Consider the following 18,435-nt stretch of genomic DNA (forward strand, 5'->3'; position numbering starts at 1 on the left):
CGACTGTTAGGCGTTAACTAATTTTAGGGTCAAGTGCATCCCGTAGTCCATCTCCTAAGAAGTTAAAGGATAAGACGAGTAAGATGATGGCTAATCCAGGGTAGATCGCTAAATAAGAATTCGTTTCTAAATACGTACTCCCTAGCTTTAAGATGTTTCCCCATTCAGGGATATGTGGTTCTACACCTAAGCCAAGAAAGCTAAGACTACTTGTTGCGATGACTGCACTACCAATGGTAAGTGTAGATTTCACAATCATTGGCGCAAGCGAGTTTGGAACAATGTGCTTAAAAATAATTTTGAAATTGCTGGAGCCAAATGCTCTAGCCGCATCTACAAACTCGTACGTAGAAACCATAAGGACGTTGGCTCTCATTGTTCTCGCATAGGTAGGAATTGCCCCGACACTTAATGCGATGATCAAATTGACAGTGTTAGCCCCAAATGCAGCAATAATTGCGATAGCAAGCAAAATACCAGGGATCGCATACAAAATATCTAACAGACGCATGATCCAATTATCGGCATGACGACCATAATAACCTGCTAGGGCGCCAAGTATACCGCCAATAATAACGGGAATCAGCGTAGAAATAAAGCCAACAATCAATGAAATTCTTGCTCCAAAGATGATCCGAGAGAAAAGACAACGGCCAAAATTATCTGTTCCTAACGGATAAGCCAGCGAAGGTGGCTGTAAAATGGCACTATAGTTATTGACGATTGCCATATCATAATCAAAGGTATACAGACTACAAATTGAAATTGAAAACAGTAAGATGACAAAAAATAGTCCCACCATTGCTGAAATGTTCGTTGTAAGCTTATCCCAAATCGTTTTCCACTTTGCGGTGACAGCGACACCTTTATGTTTTACCTTTACGATTAAATTAATGCCTAACAATAAGGCAAATAGGTTACCTGAAATCGTGGTTAGTATTAACAAGAAGGCGATAGGGAGCATCCATTTTGGTGCATAATGATTAACAACAAATTTTGATATGAGTAATAAAACAATCAAGTGAAATACCATAAATAAAATAAGGACAAGCATGGCAGGTATAAACGTATTAGATACATAAGGCTTAAATAAGTTTAGAGCTGAAATTCCAATTACAAATAGTCCAGTTAGAAATGTATAGACTGCAAGCGTGTATTCTGTATTTTTTTCCTTTTTAACTAACTGAAAGCCAGATGCACCAACAAAAATATTAGCTGTAAAAATACTTAATAGTTGTAAGAAACCTAAGCTGCGTGTAAAGGTGCTTATTTCGCCTTTAATAAGAATGTCTTTTCGTATACGCCAAGTAATAATTCCCTGAATTACTGTAAAAACGGCGTAAGCAATAAATAAATAAAACATAAAGCTATTTATTGCATTCGTTGCAAAGTCAAAGCTGTTTAGCAATAGGATTAATGTTAGCACCAAGGAAATAATAAAGGAAAACGTAGCATGGCTATAATCCTGAGACGATTTTAATTTGTACATAACCCCACCTGCTTTAGTTTTGTTTCATCTTTGCTCTAATTCTAGGGTCAAAGAAGGCGTACATAATATCTATAATCACGTTAATTAGTGAGATCGTAATCGCGGTGTATACGACACCACCCATAACTGCGGGGATATCAGGAATAAATTGCTTATCCACAATATAATTACCTAACCCACTAATATTAAATACTTTTTCGGTAACTGCAGAGCCACCTAACATGCCCCCAAATTGCAGTCCAATGACGGTAATGATGGGGATCATGGCGTTACTGATCACATGTCTCAATAGCACCTGTCGTTTAGCAAGACCTTTGGCTTTTGCTGTTAAAATATAATCTTCATTAATAACCTCTAGCATCGATGAACGAGTCATTCTTGCCACTGCCGCCGACAGTCCTGTACCTAATACAATCACTGGCATTATGATGGACAATGCATTTTGTGGATTGTAGGTTGCTGGTAATAGTCCTAGCTTGATTGAAAAGTTTAAAATAAAGATTAACCCTTGCCAGAAGCTTGGGATGGATAATCCTATCAGTGCAATAAACATAAAGGAATAGTCCCAAAATGTATTTCGTTTTGTTGCAGATATAATCCCAACAGGTATAGCAATAAGCATCGAGACAAATAATGAAATGACCGTTAGTGTTAACGTTATTGGGAATTTCCTAGCAATGGCGCTTGTTACGTTTTCATTGCCGGCAAAGGAGTTCCCTAGGTCAAAGGTAAAGATGCCTTTAATAGTGTGCCATAGCTGAACAAGATAAGGCTGATCCAAACCATATATCGCATTAAACTTCATGATCTGTTCTGTCGTTGCGGTTTCACCAAGAATATTGCGAGCAGGGGTCATTGGCGATAAATGCAAAATGGTAAAGACGAGTGTAGATACTCCCAGAATTACAAATAAAGCCATAACTAAGCGTTCAAATATGAACTTCAAATAAGTTTGACTATAGATGAAAATTAACGCATACATCAAAATTCCAGGGATAAAGCTTATTGGGAAAAACCAATTTGTTTTCATTAAAATAGAAAAGGTATTGGACAACGACAGTTTTTCAGTTTGCTTTAATTCAAGCTGCTTATTTACTTCTTCTGTCGCTTTTTCTTTAAGTTTAATGGTAGCAAGCTGTTCTACTTCTTTATTTTGCTTTGCTTCATCTATTTGTTCATTAAAAAACTTTTGTTTAGCTACCGCCTGCTCTCGAAGCTCAAGGATCAGCTTTTCTTTATAACCAGAAGCAATAAGCTTGTTCGTGGCTTCTTCCATTGCAACTTGATAAGAATCCCTTTTTCTATTCCATAAATAATAGATTAAAATAAAGAGATGGACAGGCGCCCCTAAAATATATATAAAATACCTGTACGCAGGATTTAAAAGTGCTTTATTATAATTATTAGTAAATAAATTTGTATATTTAGGCTGGTGCTGGCGATGGTTCGGTGAAGGTTGTGCCATCATACATTCTCCTCGATTTTAAGTTTTGCATTATTCCGATCGATATAGTATATTTTATTTTAGCTTATTTTTTATGTCAAGCTATCATTATAATAAGTAATTCTTTATAATAAGTACAGTCTCTATAATAAAGTAAGATATCTATAATAAGTACAATACTACTTTTTTTACATTTATATAATGTCCAATTGCAAATTATTTATGGGTAGGTGACTTTGGGATGGATTCCATACTCCAAGTGAAAAATCTAACAGTGTCATTTCAAGGACGCGAGCAAGAAATAGAAGCTGTACGTGGCGTTAGCTTTGAGGTAAAAAGAGGAGAAACACTCGGTATTGTGGGTGAATCCGGTAGTGGAAAAAGTGTGACCGCTAGATCTATTATGCGATTGCTGCCATCTCCACCTTCTTTTATGAAGGACGGGGAGGTTATTTTTTTAGGACAAGATTTAGCGCAATATTCCGAAAAAGAAATGGAAGCGATACGTGGGAAAGATATGGGGATGATTTTCCAAGATCCAATGACCTCCTTAAATCCTACGATTAAAATAGGAAAGCAAATTGCGGAGAGCTTAATTAAGCATCAGAAGTTATCTAAGAAGGAAGCTAAAAAAGAAGCGATTGAAATGTTAAAGTTAGTTGGGATCAGGGATAGTGAGCGTAGATTTGAACAATACCCACATGAATTTTCGGGGGGAATGCGTCAACGGGTGATGATCGCGATTGCTTTAGCTTGTAGACCTGCTTTATTAATTGCCGATGAGCCTACTACCGCACTGGATGTAACGGTTCAAGCACAAATTTTAAATTTGATGAAAAATATTCAGGAACGATTTGGCACCTCAATTATTTTAATTACGCATGATTTAGGTGTTGTTGCTGGTATGTGTGATCAGGTGCTTGTAATGAAGGATGGCGTTATCGTAGAAAGAGGGAGTACGAATGAAATATTCGAAAACCCTCAGCATCCCTATACATTAAAGCTACTTCATGCTTTACCACGTTTAGATGATAAGAAAAAGCCTAAAGCAACCCCAACCGTAATCACGGGTGGACATGCCAAGCCAATCCTTCAAGTTAATTCGCTAAGTCAGCATTTTAATCTTGGGAAAGGTAATATTTTAAAGGCAGTGAACGATATTAGCTTCCATATCCATGAAGGAGAAACCTTAGGGGTGGTAGGAGAGTCCGGCTGTGGGAAATCGACCACTGGAAGGGCAATTTTACGTTTACATGAGCCAACCCAAGGGGACATTCTATATCAAGGTGTCGCTGTAAACCGATTAAAAGCGCCTGAGATGAAAGTGATGCGCAAGCATATGCAGATGATTTTTCAAGATCCTTACGCCTCCTTAAATCCTAGATTAAAGGTACTGGATATTATCGGAGAGGCATTAGATGTCCATCAGCTTGGGGGAAGTAAAGAGAAACGGAAATATCGCGTGGAGGAATTACTTGATATGGTGGGACTTGATCCTGCGTTTGCTTCAAGGTATCCACATGAGTTTTCGGGGGGACAACGTCAACGGATAGGAATTGCACGTGCGCTCGCTGTGGAGCCTAAATTTATCGTCTGTGATGAACCATTGTCTGCTTTAGATGTATCTATTCAATCTCAAATTGTTAAGCTGCTTGAAGAGTTACAGCAACGTCTAGGGCTAACCTATTTGTTTATTGCTCATGATTTGTCAATGGTAAAGCATATTAGTGATCGTGTTGCAGTAATGTATATGGGTAAAATCGTAGAGATGGCGGAAAGTGAAGAGCTGTATAGCAATCCTCAACATGAATATACAAAAAAATTGTTAGCTGCAATTCCAGTGCCTGATCCTAAAATTGAAAGTCAAAAGCGTCGGTTGACGCTAGAAGAATATTACGATAATCATGACGATTATGGTGTTGAACACTCGAAGTTGATAGAGGTTTCTGAAGGGCATTATGTAGCTATGCCAGTGTAGGTGTTAAGACAAAATAAAAAGCAACTTTCAATCATGAAGGGCAAGGGGAGATTCCCAAGTCCAACAACATAATTGGGGTTGCTTTTTTAATGTGGAGATGTAGTGGAAGTAGTTTCATTTGCGTTGTATTGATATAACGCGATGTCTGCTTCTTTATCGATTTCTTGAACAATCGCCCGTAATCTTAATTCTTCCCAATGCCGAACCTTACATAATAAGGTTACTATCTCAGCGTCACCCCTAATTTTTGAGGATATGGGAGTGCACGCTAGATCAAGGCGTTGTCGCAGCTCATTTGCAATGTCATTACTTTTATCACTTACAATACATAGTGTTCTTGCTACTCGAAAATGTCTTAAGGGTAATTTAATGCCTTCAAAGGCTAAGAAATAAGCAATAATTGAATAAATAGCCTGCTCAAGTCCTAAAAAAAAGCCTGCAAAAATTAATATGCTACAGTTAAGAATTAACATTAACCATTCCGCTGGTAATGGCAATTTGAAATTAATCCAAGCCACCGCTTTTTCAGCAGTATCTAGATGGCCTCCAAAGCGAATCACCAATCCTATGCCAAGTCCTAATGAAATGCCACCACTCATCGCCGCAGCGATTGGACTATCAAATAGTGCCGGGAAGGGATGAAGAAGGATGGTTCCTGTCGACAACACTAAAATAGCTAGAATGGTTAATAAGTTAAAGGAAGTTCTAATATATCGATATTGCAAAACAATAAAAGGAATGTTAAGCATAAATAAAAATAAGCCAAGTCTCATTTCAGTGTAGAAAGACATCAACGCAGATAATCCTGTCATTCCGCCTACAACAATGCCATGAGGCATTAAAAACAATTCTAAACCAACCGCGGCTAAAATTGCACCTGTTATGATCCCGACAATTTTTGAAATTTTTATTTTTTTAAGCACTTCCATTTAATAAGATCTGTCTAATTTGTTGCTGATGGAGCCGCTCTCCGATCACGACAACAGTTGCATCTACGGTTAGCAGTGTATTAGCTCCTGGATTAATATGCTTCGTATGGTTTTTTTCAATCACAGCAATAATAGTAGCGCTTGAACGCTGACGAACACGAAGCTCACCAATCGTTTTGCCAATCGATTTATAATGTGGCTCTAGCTTATACCACTCAATTGTAATATCACCAAGTGCGACTTCAATATTTTCAAGTGCAGTAGGGGTGTACGTAATTCCACCAATAATAGCAGAAATATATCTTGCTTCATCATCCTCAAGTGTAATCATTGAAGCACTTTCTTCAGGATTGTTATGTTCAAAATGTTGCATTTCACGTCGTCCATCGTTATGGATCACGATCGAGATTTTGTCACCACTGCGAGCTTCAGCGACAAATTGCTTGCCAACGCCTGGTATTTCGGTTTCTTTGAGATTCATTTGATTCAAGCCTCCAATATAAGTAATACGATAAGTAATGCCAATCATTAGCTGCTACAAACATACTCATAAATTACATTTACATTAGTATTCAAACAATATTACTATTTAAGTGGAAATAAACGAAACTATAGCGAGGTTACCCGCTCAGCTATAATAAGGATATCATACAATCAAAAGTATCTCAAAGCGCAAAGTGATGCAAAAACTAAAATCAACCTCGACTTAGGTCTAGTATAAAAACCGTCTGTAGTCTGTTTTGAAAAGTGAAAGAAATATCTAGAATAAGAGTATAAGGTTGATGACAATGAAAGGCGGTGATAATCAATGAGAAGAAGTCAGCCAAATAGCTTTGCTATCGTTTTGATTGTGATGGGGGTACTGATCTTAATAGGGAAATTCACCCCGCTTTTAGGAAGTTTGTTTGGAGTCATTTTCAGTCTGTTGCTGATCGCTCTTGGTTACTATGGGATTCGTCGAGGAAATTCATTTTTTGGCTGGATCATTTTATTCTTCGGTATTCTATCCTTACTATCTAAGCTTGCGTGGCTAATTGTTCCGTTGCTTGGTATCGGGCTGATTGTATACGGAATATCTGCACTTAGTAACGGTAGACGTAACTACTAATTAATAAAATATAAATGGAATTAAAAAGCTGTTTAGTCGTCAGGAGGGATGAGATGTTATGGGTGTGTTTCAACGAGTACGAGACATTACAGTCGCAACTTTAAATGAAAAGCTTGAGCAATCCCAAGATCCTGTTACTTTAATAGATCAATTTTTAAATGAGACAAGACGGGAAATTGCAGAAGCTGAGAAGTTGCATCATCATTATTACAATCACACTAAAGGCTTGAAGCAGCAGGTTGACCAAGCTAAAGTGATGCGAGATAAGCGAGAAGAGCAAGCGCTATTGGCACTAAAAGCCGATGAAGAGCATTTGGCTAAGCTTGCTTTACAAGAAAAGATTATATATGAAGAAAAAATGGAACAATACACTGGATTGTATACACAAAGCTTAGAATCACTTCAAGAGCTAGAGGCTCAGCTTAATGAACTCAAAACTGAGTATCAAATCGTGTATAACAAACGCCAATATTACCATGCTAGAATGGAAACCCTACGTCTTCAGCAAAGAATGAATCAACGCATGGGAAATAATCAAGATGTACCTAAAATGTTTGGACGTCTTGAAGATCGAGTTTCTGATATGGAGCTTGAGGCACGTAGCCTTAGAGATTTACGCAAAACTGGAGAGGATCTTTTTAACGACATTAGCGGTAATATTCAGTCTACGTTGGAGCAAGAGCTAAGTCGCTTGAAGCAGAAGCTTAAGCCGAAGGATGGGGAGTGAGTAAGATGAATAAGCTTTATCGCTCCAGATATGATAACAAAGTAACAGGGTTAATTGGTGGGTTAGCGAATTATTTTAATCTGGACTCAACGCTTTTGAGAGTGATTATGGTATTCGTCGTGATTTTCTCTAGCGGGACCGCTATCCCTATTTATTTCTTGGCATCCTTAGTTGTTCCTAAGGAACCACGTCATCCGAATGATCCTTATTACAATGAATGGGGACACAGGGGAGGAAGAGGAGGTCAAGGTGGTCCAAGTGGCCCATGGAATATGGGAGGACCTAATCAGGATTACAACACTAGACAACAGCCACCTTATAACCCGTATAACCAAGGATATTCCAATCCTAATCCCAATACAGGGCAAGAGCCTACATCAAGTCTAGACGATATGATGAAGGATATTGAGAAAAAAGCAATGGAAAAAGAACTAAAAGAGCTTCGCAAAAAATTAAATAACTACGAGAACGAGAAGGGAGATAAATAAAATGGGAGTATTCAAAAGAATTAAAGATATCACTAAAGCATCTGTTAATGAAATGTTGGATAAGGTTGAGGATCCAATTGTAATGCTAAATCAGTACTTACGTGACATGGAGGCAGAAATCCGTGATGCGGAAGTTACAGTGGCTAAGCAAATGGCAAACGAACGTCGTATGAAGCAACGTTTAGACGAAGCGATTCGGGTGTCAGCACAACGTGAGAGCCAAGCAGAGCTTGCTCTTCGTAACGGACAAGAGGAAGTTGCTCGTAAATTGCTTGAAGAAAAATTGAACTATGATCAAAAGCAAAACGAATTTAGTCAATTGCATGCTCAAGCAGAAGTACATGCTGCTGAATTAAAACAACAATTGCATGACATGAAAGATGAGTTTTATAAGCTTCGCAATAAACGTAACGAATTGGTTAGTCGTGCACAAATGGCGAAGGCTAGAAAGCAAATGTCTCAATTAAGTAGCCTTAACAGCATCGAAAGTGGCCATGCTTCTCTTGGTTTCCACCGTATGGAGGAAAAAATTATGCAATTAGAGGCAGAAGCAGAAGTATCCGGTATCGTATATCGTGACACTGCAACCTCTTCTTACATCAGCCCAGAAGAAGCAGAAAAGCAAATGAAGGTAGATCAACAATTGGAAGCATTAAAATCTAAATTAAATCCTTCTAGCTCTGCATCAAAGGATAACGTTTCTGAATAACAGCTATACACGTCAAACCTGGAATATGTTATGCTAATCAAGTTGGTAAAAAGCCATACAGCATTCGCTGAGATGGCTTTTGCCAATTTTACAAAGTGGTATTTTCTGCAGAAGATGGAGGTGTGACATGAACAAACCAAAAAAACTCCTATTGTTTGGGTTTATTGCTTTTAGTTTTCTGATTATTTTCGGAAACTATTTAGGGTTTTTTAGTGTTGTCGCACTGCTGGTATTAGGTTTAGGTATTTATAAAATCCGTAAAGGTGACGATGTACGTCAAGGCTATATTTTAGTTGCAATTGGTAGCGGGTTAATTTTGTTGAAAAACTTCATGCTTGTGGCAGCTATAATTATGATTTCGCTTGGGTTTTATTTTGCTAAAGTGAGAAAGGTACAAGCAGATCGTAATTACACGCAAAAGCAAAGCATTACGACTAATATCCAATGGGATCGCGATCCATGGGTATTACGTAACACTAGCATGTGGCACATTGTTGGAGAGCTGGACATTGATTTGTCACTTGCAATTGAAGAGGAACATTCCCATATTGTAATTTTCCAAGGAATTGTTGGTGATGTGGATCTCACGATTCCGATGGATTATGGTGTAGATATAGAGGTATTTGTGTTGTTTGGAAAGTTGAATTTTAGAGATGAAAAAACGACGGGCATGATGAATAGATTGTATTGGAAGTCACCGCAATATGAGCAAAAAGAGTATAAAGTCAAAATTGTAATTTCTTATTTAGTTGGCGATGTTGATATTAAATTTATTTAGAAATGGTTATTTAAACTAAGTTTACTAAAGGAGGCTCCTGCATGGAGGTTAAACGTTCAAAGGATATGTTATCACGTAGCATGCGGGAGGGTATTTTAGTTTCGTTTGTTGTTGTCCTTGCTGTCGTTTATATTTTATATACATATGATTTTTTAATTCCTCCTACCTCATGGAAAACAGGGATTAGAGCAGGCATCACCTTGCTATGTCTCATTGTTATTATTGGTGGTGGTGGTGGTTTTCTACAATCCTATCGTGCGAAGCGCAAGGTGGATTTGCTGAGAGCTTCTCTTGTACAATGGGAAAAAGGAAATCAGACGGGAACCGTGCCTAAGCTTGGTGAAGATGAGATTGGAAGGTTAGCGGAGCAGATGGAGCGGATAGGTAAACGCTGGGAGGAGCAGGTGGGCTCCTTACAACGGTTGTCTACACATAACGCTCAGTTAGCCGAGCAAGCTAGAATTTCAGCTATTGTAGAGGAACGACAACGGTTAGCACGAGAGTTGCATGATGCGGTATCGCAGCAATTGTTCGCCATTTCGATGACAGCAACTGCGGTAGGTAGAACCATGGATAAAGATTTTGAAAAGGCAAGAAGGCAAGTGGAATTAATCGAGGAAATGGCTTCGGTTGCTCAGTCAGAAATGAGAGCGTTATTGCTTCACTTACGTCCAGTTTATTTAGAGGGCAAGGAATTATCGCAGGGCTTACTGGATTTAGTACAGGAGCTAAAAACAAAGGTTCCAATGGATCTGGTGCTTGAAATGGATGAGAACCTTACTTTAGGAAAAGGAATTGAAAATCACTTATTTCGTATTATTCAAGAAGCGATGTCTAACACATTACGTCATGCTAAAGCAGATAAAATGGAAATTAAAATTCATCGGCGTGGCGAGGTTCTTAAGGTAACGTTACGGGATAACGGAATTGGTTTTGAGCTGGATGATAAAAAACAGACCTCCTATGGTTTATCCACGATGCAAGAACGTGTGCATGAGGTTGGAGGTTCAATTCAATTCATAACTGCAGTTGGTAAAGGGACACGTATTGAGATATCGATACCTTTAATGAGTGATGAGATGGGGGGATTGGAGCATGGAGAACGATAACGAAGATATCAAGGTGTTACTTGTAGACGATCATGAAATGGTGAGAATTGGTCTTGCGGCTGTACTTGGAACAGAGGATGGGATTGAGGTTGTAGGTGAGGCCAGTAATGGTGAAGAAGGTATTCGTCTTGTTCAAGAGTATACGCCAGATGTTGTGTTAATGGATTTGGTCATGGACGGGATGGATGGCATTGAGACAACACGTGAATTATTAAAGCTTAATCCTAATTGTAAAGTTATAGTGTTGACGAGTTATTTGGATGACGAAAAAATGTACCCTGTAATCGAAGCAGGTGCATTCAGTTATTTGTTAAAAACATCTCGTGCTTCCGAAATTGCGGAGGCCATTCGTGCTGCGGCTAGAGGTCAATCGGTGCTTGAATCACAGGTAGCCTCTAAAATGATGAATCGTTTGCGCCAACCTAAGCCAGAGACACCTGCTTATGAGGAATTAACAGAGCGTGAAATGGATGTGCTCAGATTGTTAGCCCAAGGGAAGTCAAATCAAGATATTGCAGATGATCTGATTATTGGTGTGAAAACTGTTAAATTCCATGTGACTAACATTTTAGCTAAGCTTGGGGTAGATGACCGCACACAGGCGGCTATCTACGCTTATAAAAATGGATTAGCGGAGTAATAAGGTATATAACGTGGATAAACCAATAGTTTGATTAAATGAACAAAATGGACAAAATAATATGTAACGTATAATATGCTTCTTCTCTGGTTAACCTACTTAATAGATTACTAGATTTACTAGATTTATTAGATAGGTTTATAGCTTGAATCCGATTGATAATGAATTGGGTTGAATAGAGAAGGAGTTTTTATTATGAAAAAAATGTATGTCATGATATTGAGTGTTTTTGTATGTTTATTCTTATTTAATCAGTTGGACCAACAACAAAATCATGTCTTTGCGCAGAAAAATCAGACGTTAGAATTCGCACAGGAGCAATGGGCACAACTATGGAAGGTAGGTTCACAACTGACAGAAGGTTCTGCACATATCACGGTGAAATGGCAAGGCGCATGGGTAAGTCCATTATCCTCTCAAGAAGCCGCAGCTAGTCTAGCGGATAGTCTAGGATTAACAACACCAACCGCAGCTCATTTTCAAGGACATCAACAATATACTTCTGTTCAAGCTACAAAGGAGGTTAAAAGCACCTTCACTTTAACTGAGCAGGCAGATAGAAAATATTATGTCATGGTTAGAGTTGAAGCCTTTAATAAGGAAGGGCTGGCCAAGCTAGAGCAGCTACAAGGAAGCTACGGTGTTATATTAAATGAAGCCGGTGTTGACATTCAGTGGAATGGTGCAATACAAGGCGAATTGACGTCCTCTGCGAACCCAATCGACTTAAATCAAGAGGTGGACGAGAAAAGAAATTCTGATGTAGGTCAAGATAGTATAGACGGTAAAGACGGTAAAAAAGGTAGAGAAGATGAAATGCCTACGAAGTTGATTTTAGTTAAGCTAGAATCCTTAATGAAAATGCAGTGGAAGGAAGTAACTAGGGTAGATCAATATCAGGATGGAAATACGGTAAGCTCATCGTATCATGTTGGGGAGTTGCCTTTATCTGTATTAAGTGGTGAACAACGTATCAATATACAGCTTGCGCTTCATCAAAGCTCAGATTCTGATAAACAAGAAGTATCCATCGGTTCACCGCTATTAACGATTGAATATTAGATGAATTAAAGATGAAGTTAGTCTAAAAATTAGATGAAACTTGAAGAAACTTATTCTTAAATGTAATTAATTTATAGCATCCTTGAATTGAATATGCTAAAATTACATCAATCCTTGTGTAAGCTGAGAAGCTTTATCACTGTAGGGAGATTGTATAATTATTCACAATATTCAATAGAAAGAATGAGGAGCCATGGCTGATAATCAAAATCTAGAATCACTGCATACACCAGGGGCAGTATTTTTCATTTTCGGAGCAACCGGAGATTTGGCACGCCGTAAGCTCTTTCCTGCGATATTTTCATTGTATCGTGAAGGGAAGTTAGCGGAAGATTTTGCTGTTATTGGCGTGGCGAGACGGCCGCGTTCGCAAGAGGAATTCCGAGATGATGTACATCGCTCTATTGAGGAGTTTTGCCGTTATAAAGTGAAGGATGATTCGGAGTGGAACACCTTCGCAGAGCATTTTTCTTACAAGTCACTAGATATAAACAATTTAGAAGGATATCGTGAATTGCAGCAGCTAACTGAACAGGTGGAAGAACGATTTGGTATCCCTGGCAATCGTTTGTTCTATCTTGCGCTTGCGCCTGAGCTGTTCGGGAGTGTGTCCTTCAATCTTGAAAAGGGTGGTATGCTGAGCAGTAGTGGTTGGCATCGCCTAGTTATTGAAAAGCCATTTGGATATGATCTTACTTCAGCACACAAGCTGAATGAAGAGCTAAACCAAGTGTTTAAGGAAGAAGAAATTTATCGTATCGATCATTATCTTGGAAAAGAAATGGTACAAAATATTGAGGTCATTCGTTTTGCTAATGCTTTTTTTGAACCACTTTGGAATAATATGCATATTTCCAACGTACAAATCACGTTAAGTGAAACGGTGGGTGTTGAAGAACGTGGCGGGTACTACGATCATTCTGGTGCTTTGCGTGATATGGGACAAAACCATATGCTGCAAATGCTGACGATGATTGCGATGGAGCCACCAAGTCGTCTGATCCCAGAGGACATTCGGGATGAGAAGGTGAAGGTGCTTCGTTCCTTGCGTCCATATGCTTCGCATGAAGAGGTCAAGGCAAGTGTTGTTCGTGGCCAATATTCCGAAGGTAAGCAAGGGGACAAGGTATTACCAGGCTACCGTCAAGAGGATAAAGTGAACCCTGAATCAAATACGGAAACCTATTTTGCAGCGAAGGTGCTTGTAGATAATTTCCGTTGGGCTGGTGTTCCTTTCTATATTCGTACTGGTAAACGTCTTCCTGTTAAAACAACAGAGGTCGTGGTTGAATTTAAACCGATGCCAACCAATGTATACTTACGTCAAAAGCATGACCTTGCACCTAACCTGCTTGTTATTCGTGTTAACCCGATGGAAGGGATTTATATTAAGATTAACGCGAAAAAGCCAGGTTCTGATTCACAAATCGAACCGCTAGCGATGGAATTTTGTCAAAGCTGTCAGATCGGTATTAATTCCCCTGAAGCTTATGAGCGTCTCATTTATGATGCTGCACAAGGTGACTCCACCTATTTCACCCGTTGGGATGAGGTTGCAGCTGCATGGGCATTCGTAGACAAAATTGCTGCGGCATGGGCAGAAGCGCCAAATGACATCGATCTGTATGAGGCAGGCTCATGGGGACCAGATGCGGCTCATGAATTACTTGCTAAGGACGGCTTCCACTGGTGGCCAGTAAATGGTCAAGATGAGGATAACGTCATTTGGATTAAAAACTCTCGATAATTAAATTAAATAAAGTTGATTTTTTTATATGTCGTCTTTCAAGTATAATGATGCTTGAAAGACGACTTTTTGTGATACAATAGAAGAACGTGATTTTTGTTAAATGAGAGGAACGTGAGGATGAGTAACGCATTGAATCAAGTATTACAGCAGGAAGTAGATAAACGGAGAACGTTTGCGATTATTTCCCACCCGGATGCCGGGAAAACAACATTAACGGAAAAGCTACTGCTGTTTGGTGGTGCGATCCGTCTTGCTGGTTCTGTTAAAGCGCGTAAAGCAAGTAAGCATGCAACAAGTGACTGGATGGAGATTGAAAAGCAGCGGGGGATTTCTGTAACTTCCTCTGTAATGCAGTTTGACTATAATGGACATCGTATTAACATCTTGGACACCCCTGGTCACCAAGATTTTAGTGAAGATACGTATCGTACACTAACAGCTGCCGATAGTGCAGTCATGTTGATTGACGTTGCTAAAGGGGTCGAAGCACAGACGATTAAGCTATTCCAAGTGTGTGCGAAGCGTGGCATTCCTATTTTTACATTTATTAATAAGCTGGATCGTGAAGGGCGTAGTCCTTTTGACTTGATGGAGGAACTGGAGCAGGTGCTTGGAATTCGCTCTATTCCGATGAACTGGCCAATTGGCTCAGGCCGTGAATTGTGTGGGGTATATGACCGCATGAAAAATCAGGTGGAGTTGTTCCAAGGCGACAACCATGATGAAATTCAGGTTACTAAGGTAGATGGCTATGAGGATCCAATGATTCGTGAGATGGCAGGCGATTTCCTACATGATCAGTTATGTCAGGATTTAGAGCTATTAGATGTAGCTGGTGATCCATTTGATTTGGAAAAAATCAAAAATGGGGAATTGACACCTGTATTTTTTGGTAGTGCAGTTAATAACTTTGGTGTTCAGACTTTCTTGGAAAACTTCCTCGAGCTTGCACCTAAGCCAGAACCACGTAAGAGCACAACAGGAATCGTTGAGCCTACACAAGAGAAGTTTTCGGGTTATGTGTTTAAAATTCAAGCGAATATGAATCCTGCTCACCGTGACCGGATTGCGTTTTTGCGTATCGTTTCAGGTAAATTTGAGCGTGGAATGAGTGTGAAGCATGTTCGTGTAGGTAAGGATATTAAGTTATCCCAACCACAGCAATTTCTTGCTCAGGATCGCGATATTGTAAGTGAAGCTTATCCAGGGGATATTATTGGATTGTTTGATCCAGGTATTTTTCGGATTGGGGATTCACTAAGTCAAGGTGGAGAAATCGTATTTGATGAATTACCGACATTTTCACCTGAAATTTTTGCGAAAGTTACCGTTAAAAATGCGCTTAAGCATAAGCAATATCAAAAAGGAATTGATCAGCTTACCGAAGAGGGCACGATTCAGGTGTTCACAACGGTTGGTTTTGAGGATACGTTACTTGGCGTTGTAGGTCAATTGCAATTTGAGGTGTTTGAGTACCGGATGAAGGGTGAATATGGGGTAGACGTACAATTGCAACGTATGCCATTCCAATTTGCGAGATGGATTGTTGCGGATAAAGTTGACCCATCTAAGTTCAGAATCAATTCTACACTTGTGAAGGATAAAAAAGGGAACTATGTTGCCTTGTTTGAAAATGAATATGCAATGCGCACAGCGATGGAAAAAAATCCAGATGCCAAATTTTTAGAAATGGCTCCATAAGTTATAAACAAATTAAATTGTAATTTAATTACATCTTTAATTTAAAACCAATAGCAAGCTTGTGCTTAGAGACATTTCTCTAGCCTCAAGCTTGCTATTGTTATAGTGGGCAAATATCACTATTTCAATGGTTGTTCTTTAGTGCTTATCGATTTCCTCTAATTGATGATGTAGTTTGCGGACAACGGCTTCCTTTTTAGGCTCAGCCAAGTCCTCCCACATTAGCTCAAATACTACGCCTAGACCGGGCAAAGCCGCCTCTTGAGCGTGTATCGAGCCATCAATCATTTCACGTAAGCCATCTTCACTTTTACCATGCATTTTATGAATGACCGCTTGGCGTAGATCCATCGTAATTGGCATGTTCAAGCTCCTCCCTTGAAATCAAATTTGACCCGTATTTAATGTTCCCCGCTTCCAGTCTGAAAATTCAAGTTCGACAACGATTGTGGTATACTATAACGAATAATAGCATGAATAAGATTGAGTGAAGTTACAGTAACTATAATAGCTAATGTATTTAGGTAGGTGAGACAATGGCACATGCAGCCAAAAAGCAGTTTGCAGTAATTGGGCTTGGACGTTTTGGTTCAAGCATTGCTACCTCATTAAGTAATATGGGATTTGATGTACTTGCGATTGATTCAGATGAGCATCGGGTTCAAGAGTTATCTAATGTCGTGACACATGCCGTTTCTGCCGATTCTACGGAAGAAGAGGCATTGCGTGCACTAGGCATACGTAATTTTGACGTTGTTGTTGTTGCTATCGGAGAAGATATTCAGGCAAGTATTTTAACGACTTTAATTTTAAAGGATATGGGTGGACCACTCATCGTTGTGAAGGCGCAAAATGAACTACATGGGAAGGTTTTGAAGAAAATTGGTGCGGACAAGGTTGTATATCCTGAGCGGGATATGGGATTACGTGTTGCTCACCATTTAATTTCCCCTAATATTCTTGATTATATCGAGATTTCTGATGAATATAGCATTGTGGAGCATACTGTAACTAAAGCGATGGTGGGCAAAAACCTGAAGGAGCTTGAGATTCGAGCGAAATTTGGCTGTAACGTCATGGCGATAAAACGTGGCAGTAAAATGAATATTTCTCCAGATGCTTCTGAGCGTTTAACTGAAGATGATATTCTTGTCATTGTTGGCGAGCGAAATGATCTCACGAAGCTAGAGTTGTATTATGCACCTCAGCCTGTGCGGAATTAATGAGAGCTAGTAGGCTAAATTAGAATATAGAAAAGTTAAGGATGAATGGATAAGCATGGAAATATTATCGCCTCAAAATGCCAGAGTGAAGGAATGGGCTTCTTTACTGGAAAAAAAGCATCGTGATCAGAAACAAAAGTATATAGTGGAAGGCATTCATTTGGTACAGGAAGCGATCAAAAATGCCACCACTGTCATTGAGTGTGTCTGCTATGATATCGATGCAGGGATTCCTGCGGAGTTAGCTTCATTTTCTGCTTCAAGATTAGATGTACAGTGGATTGCTGTGTCTAATGCCGTGGTAGCGAAGTGTACCGAGGTGAAGTCACCTCAGCCTGTATTTGCTGTTATACATAAGGTAAATAGCCTTGATCATGAGCAGACATTACAGCGTTTGTGTTCGAAAGAAAACAGCTTAGTGCTTGTATTAGATGGAGTACAGGATCCAGGAAATGTAGGAACTTTAATTCGGAGTGCAGACGCAGTTGGGGCGGATGGTGTTATTTTAGGAAATGGCTGTGCTGATTTGTACAATCCTAAAGTCATCCGTTCAACAATGGGATCGCTATTCCATTTACCTGTGCTGCAGGGGGAATTAGCTGAGATTTTACCACAAGCTAAAGCACACGGAATACGATTAGCAGGGACAAGCTTACAAGCAGCAGTGAACTGTTATACCTATGATTTTACCTCTTCCGTATGGCTGCTTATGGGCAGTGAAGCGAAAGGGTTAAGTGCGGAGGTGCTTGCGCTTATGGATGATGGGCTAATCATTCCGATGCACGGGCAATCCGAGTCGCTGAATGTTGCAATGGCGGGATCTGTGTTGTTGTATGAGGTGTTGAGGCAGAGGGAGTATAGTAGGGAATAAAAAACGAAAGTTTGGTTGGATTAATTTTCAACTAAACTTTTGTTTTTTTGTATAAATATCTTAATCAAATAGTTACATATGTAATTTCTATTCTAGTATTTTTCTTCTACTCTCCACAAAAGTATTATATTGTAAAATATTATATAACAAACACTTTTTAGGTTAATATTTACAAAATAGGTGTTTGGTGGTATGGTTATTAATGTAATTAAATAAATCTTTGGAGGACAAACTGATATGGGAAAAGCTAGATCTGAAATGACAGAATTTCAATTTGAATTAAAAGAGGTGGATAGAATTATTGAAATGATTAAAGTAGAGGATAAGCTATCTTCAATCTTAAACAATATCATTTCTAAAAATGAGAAAAATATTATTGAATCATTATAATTATAAATGGTTTAGGGATTGATATTTTATATATCAATC

The 18,435-nt window shown here is 39.0% G+C and carries 19 protein-coding genes; 14 read left to right on the forward strand and 5 right to left on the reverse strand.

Annotated features, from left to right (window positions below):
* Window positions 1-13 precede the first annotated feature (13 nt).
* Complete coding sequence (locus tag J2Z32_RS10690) at window positions 14-1,489, reverse strand: ABC transporter permease (protein WP_210089149.1); 1,476 nt, start codon at window positions 1,487-1,489, stop codon at window positions 14-16.
* A gap of 13 nt (window positions 1,490-1,502) precedes the next feature.
* The gene (locus J2Z32_RS10695; RefSeq protein ID WP_210089150.1) at window positions 1,503-2,954 is read right to left on the reverse strand and encodes an ABC transporter permease; all 1,452 of its coding nucleotides are present in this window, start codon (window positions 2,952-2,954) and stop codon (window positions 1,503-1,505) included.
* Window positions 2,955-3,174: 220 nt separating this feature from the next.
* On the opposite strand from J2Z32_RS10695, the gene J2Z32_RS10700 reads away from it, so the two are divergent.
* Window positions 3,175-4,911 carry an ABC transporter ATP-binding protein gene (locus J2Z32_RS10700; RefSeq protein WP_210089151.1) on the forward strand — a complete coding sequence of 579 codons (1,737 nt, stop codon included), beginning with the start codon at window positions 3,175-3,177 and terminating at the stop codon, window positions 4,909-4,911.
* 86 nt (window positions 4,912-4,997) lie between these two features.
* Here the strand turns inward: J2Z32_RS10700 and J2Z32_RS10705 are convergent, their stop codons facing one another.
* Together J2Z32_RS10705 and J2Z32_RS10710 are read right to left on the reverse strand one after the other, a co-directional pair.
* Window positions 4,998-5,840, reverse strand: a complete 843-nt coding sequence (locus tag J2Z32_RS10705; protein WP_210089152.1) for a YitT family protein — start codon at window positions 5,838-5,840, stop codon at window positions 4,998-5,000.
* Window positions 5,827-6,321 (reverse strand): cation:proton antiporter regulatory subunit, encoded by a 495-nt coding sequence (locus tag J2Z32_RS10710; RefSeq protein ID WP_210089153.1) that lies wholly within the window; start codon window positions 6,319-6,321, stop codon window positions 5,827-5,829. The genes J2Z32_RS10705 and J2Z32_RS10710 overlap by 14 nt, the downstream gene beginning before the upstream one ends.
* 327 nt (window positions 6,322-6,648) lie before the next feature.
* Here J2Z32_RS10710 and J2Z32_RS10715 point away from each other — a divergent pair, with 327 nt between their 5' ends.
* The 10 genes from J2Z32_RS10715 (at window position 6,649) to J2Z32_RS10760 (ending at window position 15,912) form a co-directional block, all read left to right on the forward strand.
* Entirely contained in the window at window positions 6,649-6,948 is a 300-nt protein-coding gene (locus J2Z32_RS10715) for a LiaF transmembrane domain-containing protein (RefSeq protein ID WP_210089154.1), read from the forward strand.
* A gap of 58 nt (window positions 6,949-7,006) precedes the next feature.
* A complete protein-coding gene (locus J2Z32_RS10720; RefSeq protein ID WP_210089155.1) occupies window positions 7,007-7,675 on the forward strand; it encodes a PspA/IM30 family protein in 669 nt (222 codons plus the stop codon).
* 5 nt (window positions 7,676-7,680) lie between these two features.
* The gene (locus J2Z32_RS10725; RefSeq protein WP_210089156.1) at window positions 7,681-8,163 is read left to right on the forward strand and encodes a PspC domain-containing protein; all 483 of its coding nucleotides are present in this window, start codon (window positions 7,681-7,683) and stop codon (window positions 8,161-8,163) included.
* Between the two features lies 1 nt (window position 8,164).
* Window positions 8,165-8,872, forward strand: a complete 708-nt coding sequence (locus J2Z32_RS10730) for a PspA/IM30 family protein (protein ID WP_210089157.1) — start codon at window positions 8,165-8,167, stop codon at window positions 8,870-8,872.
* Between the two features lie 127 nt (window positions 8,873-8,999).
* A complete protein-coding gene (gene liaF, locus J2Z32_RS10735) occupies window positions 9,000-9,650 on the forward strand; it encodes a cell wall-active antibiotics response protein LiaF (RefSeq protein ID WP_210089158.1) in 651 nt (216 codons plus the stop codon).
* A gap of 41 nt (window positions 9,651-9,691) precedes the next feature.
* Window positions 9,692-10,759 (forward strand): sensor histidine kinase, encoded by a 1,068-nt coding sequence (locus tag J2Z32_RS10740; RefSeq protein WP_210089159.1) that lies wholly within the window; start codon window positions 9,692-9,694, stop codon window positions 10,757-10,759.
* Window positions 10,746-11,399, forward strand: coding sequence for a response regulator (locus J2Z32_RS10745; RefSeq protein ID WP_210089160.1), 654 nt, complete (start codon window positions 10,746-10,748; stop codon window positions 11,397-11,399). The genes J2Z32_RS10740 and J2Z32_RS10745 overlap by 14 nt, the downstream gene beginning before the upstream one ends.
* A 195-nt stretch (window positions 11,400-11,594) precedes the next feature.
* Window positions 11,595-12,461: a YwmB family TATA-box binding protein gene (locus tag J2Z32_RS10750; RefSeq protein WP_210089161.1), complete on the forward strand. Its 867-nt coding sequence runs from the start codon at window positions 11,595-11,597 to the stop codon at window positions 12,459-12,461.
* Between the two features lie 193 nt (window positions 12,462-12,654).
* A complete protein-coding gene (gene zwf, locus J2Z32_RS10755) occupies window positions 12,655-14,208 on the forward strand; it encodes a glucose-6-phosphate dehydrogenase (RefSeq protein ID WP_210089162.1) in 1,554 nt (517 codons plus the stop codon).
* Between the two features lie 120 nt (window positions 14,209-14,328).
* The gene (locus J2Z32_RS10760) at window positions 14,329-15,912 is read left to right on the forward strand and encodes a peptide chain release factor 3 (RefSeq protein WP_210089163.1); all 1,584 of its coding nucleotides are present in this window, start codon (window positions 14,329-14,331) and stop codon (window positions 15,910-15,912) included.
* Window positions 15,913-16,050: 138 nt separating this feature from the next.
* On the opposite strand, the gene sspI is transcribed toward J2Z32_RS10760, so the two are convergent.
* Window positions 16,051-16,275, reverse strand: coding sequence for a small acid-soluble spore protein SspI (gene sspI / locus J2Z32_RS10765; RefSeq protein ID WP_210089164.1), 225 nt, complete (start codon window positions 16,273-16,275; stop codon window positions 16,051-16,053).
* A gap of 173 nt (window positions 16,276-16,448) precedes the next feature.
* Here sspI and J2Z32_RS10770 point away from each other — a divergent pair, with 173 nt between their 5' ends.
* The 3 genes from J2Z32_RS10770 to J2Z32_RS10780 all read left to right on the forward strand — a co-directional run bounded on the left by J2Z32_RS10770 (window position 16,449) and on the right by J2Z32_RS10780 (window position 18,396).
* Window positions 16,449-17,135 (forward strand): potassium channel family protein, encoded by a 687-nt coding sequence (locus tag J2Z32_RS10770; RefSeq protein ID WP_210089165.1) that lies wholly within the window; start codon window positions 16,449-16,451, stop codon window positions 17,133-17,135.
* A gap of 55 nt (window positions 17,136-17,190) precedes the next feature.
* The gene (locus J2Z32_RS10775) at window positions 17,191-18,006 is read left to right on the forward strand and encodes a TrmH family RNA methyltransferase (protein WP_210089166.1); all 816 of its coding nucleotides are present in this window, start codon (window positions 17,191-17,193) and stop codon (window positions 18,004-18,006) included.
* Between the two features lie 237 nt (window positions 18,007-18,243).
* Window positions 18,244-18,396: a hypothetical protein gene (locus tag J2Z32_RS10780; RefSeq protein ID WP_210089167.1), complete on the forward strand. Its 153-nt coding sequence runs from the start codon at window positions 18,244-18,246 to the stop codon at window positions 18,394-18,396.
* Window positions 18,397-18,435 lie beyond the last annotated feature (39 nt).

Source organism: Paenibacillus turicensis (assembly GCF_017873435.1).
GTDB classification, from domain to species: domain Bacteria; phylum Bacillota; class Bacilli; order Paenibacillales; family Paenibacillaceae; genus Fontibacillus; species Fontibacillus turicensis.

Coding starts and splice junctions, on each gene's coding strand:
- zwf (WP_210089162.1), top strand. CDS start 12,655: ATGGCTGATAATCAAAATCTAGAATCACTGCATACACCAGGGGCAGTA.
- liaF (WP_210089158.1), top strand. CDS start 9,000: ATGAACAAACCAAAAAAACTCCTATTGTTTGGGTTTATTGCTTTTAGT.
- J2Z32_RS10745 (WP_210089160.1), top strand. CDS start 10,746: ATGGAGAACGATAACGAAGATATCAAGGTGTTACTTGTAGACGATCAT.
- J2Z32_RS10780 (WP_210089167.1), top strand. CDS start 18,244: ATGGGAAAAGCTAGATCTGAAATGACAGAATTTCAATTTGAATTAAAA.
- J2Z32_RS10760 (WP_210089163.1), top strand. CDS start 14,329: ATGAGTAACGCATTGAATCAAGTATTACAGCAGGAAGTAGATAAACGG.
- J2Z32_RS10730 (WP_210089157.1), top strand. CDS start 8,165: ATGGGAGTATTCAAAAGAATTAAAGATATCACTAAAGCATCTGTTAAT.
- J2Z32_RS10775 (WP_210089166.1), top strand. CDS start 17,191: ATGGAAATATTATCGCCTCAAAATGCCAGAGTGAAGGAATGGGCTTCT.
- J2Z32_RS10725 (WP_210089156.1), top strand. CDS start 7,681: ATGAATAAGCTTTATCGCTCCAGATATGATAACAAAGTAACAGGGTTA.
- J2Z32_RS10750 (WP_210089161.1), top strand. CDS start 11,595: ATGAAAAAAATGTATGTCATGATATTGAGTGTTTTTGTATGTTTATTC.
- J2Z32_RS10710 (WP_210089153.1), bottom strand. CDS start 6,321: ATGAATCTCAAAGAAACCGAAATACCAGGCGTTGGCAAGCAATTTGTC.
- sspI (WP_210089164.1), bottom strand. CDS start 16,275: ATGCCAATTACGATGGATCTACGCCAAGCGGTCATTCATAAAATGCAT.
- J2Z32_RS10690 (WP_210089149.1), bottom strand. CDS start 1,489: ATGTACAAATTAAAATCGTCTCAGGATTATAGCCATGCTACGTTTTCC.
- J2Z32_RS10740 (WP_210089159.1), top strand. CDS start 9,692: ATGGAGGTTAAACGTTCAAAGGATATGTTATCACGTAGCATGCGGGAG.
- J2Z32_RS10695 (WP_210089150.1), bottom strand. CDS start 2,954: ATGGCACAACCTTCACCGAACCATCGCCAGCACCAGCCTAAATATACA.
- J2Z32_RS10700 (WP_210089151.1), top strand. CDS start 3,175: ATGGATTCCATACTCCAAGTGAAAAATCTAACAGTGTCATTTCAAGGA.
- J2Z32_RS10770 (WP_210089165.1), top strand. CDS start 16,449: ATGGCACATGCAGCCAAAAAGCAGTTTGCAGTAATTGGGCTTGGACGT.
- J2Z32_RS10720 (WP_210089155.1), top strand. CDS start 7,007: ATGGGTGTGTTTCAACGAGTACGAGACATTACAGTCGCAACTTTAAAT.
- J2Z32_RS10705 (WP_210089152.1), bottom strand. CDS start 5,840: ATGGAAGTGCTTAAAAAAATAAAAATTTCAAAAATTGTCGGGATCATA.
- J2Z32_RS10715 (WP_210089154.1), top strand. CDS start 6,649: ATGAGAAGAAGTCAGCCAAATAGCTTTGCTATCGTTTTGATTGTGATG.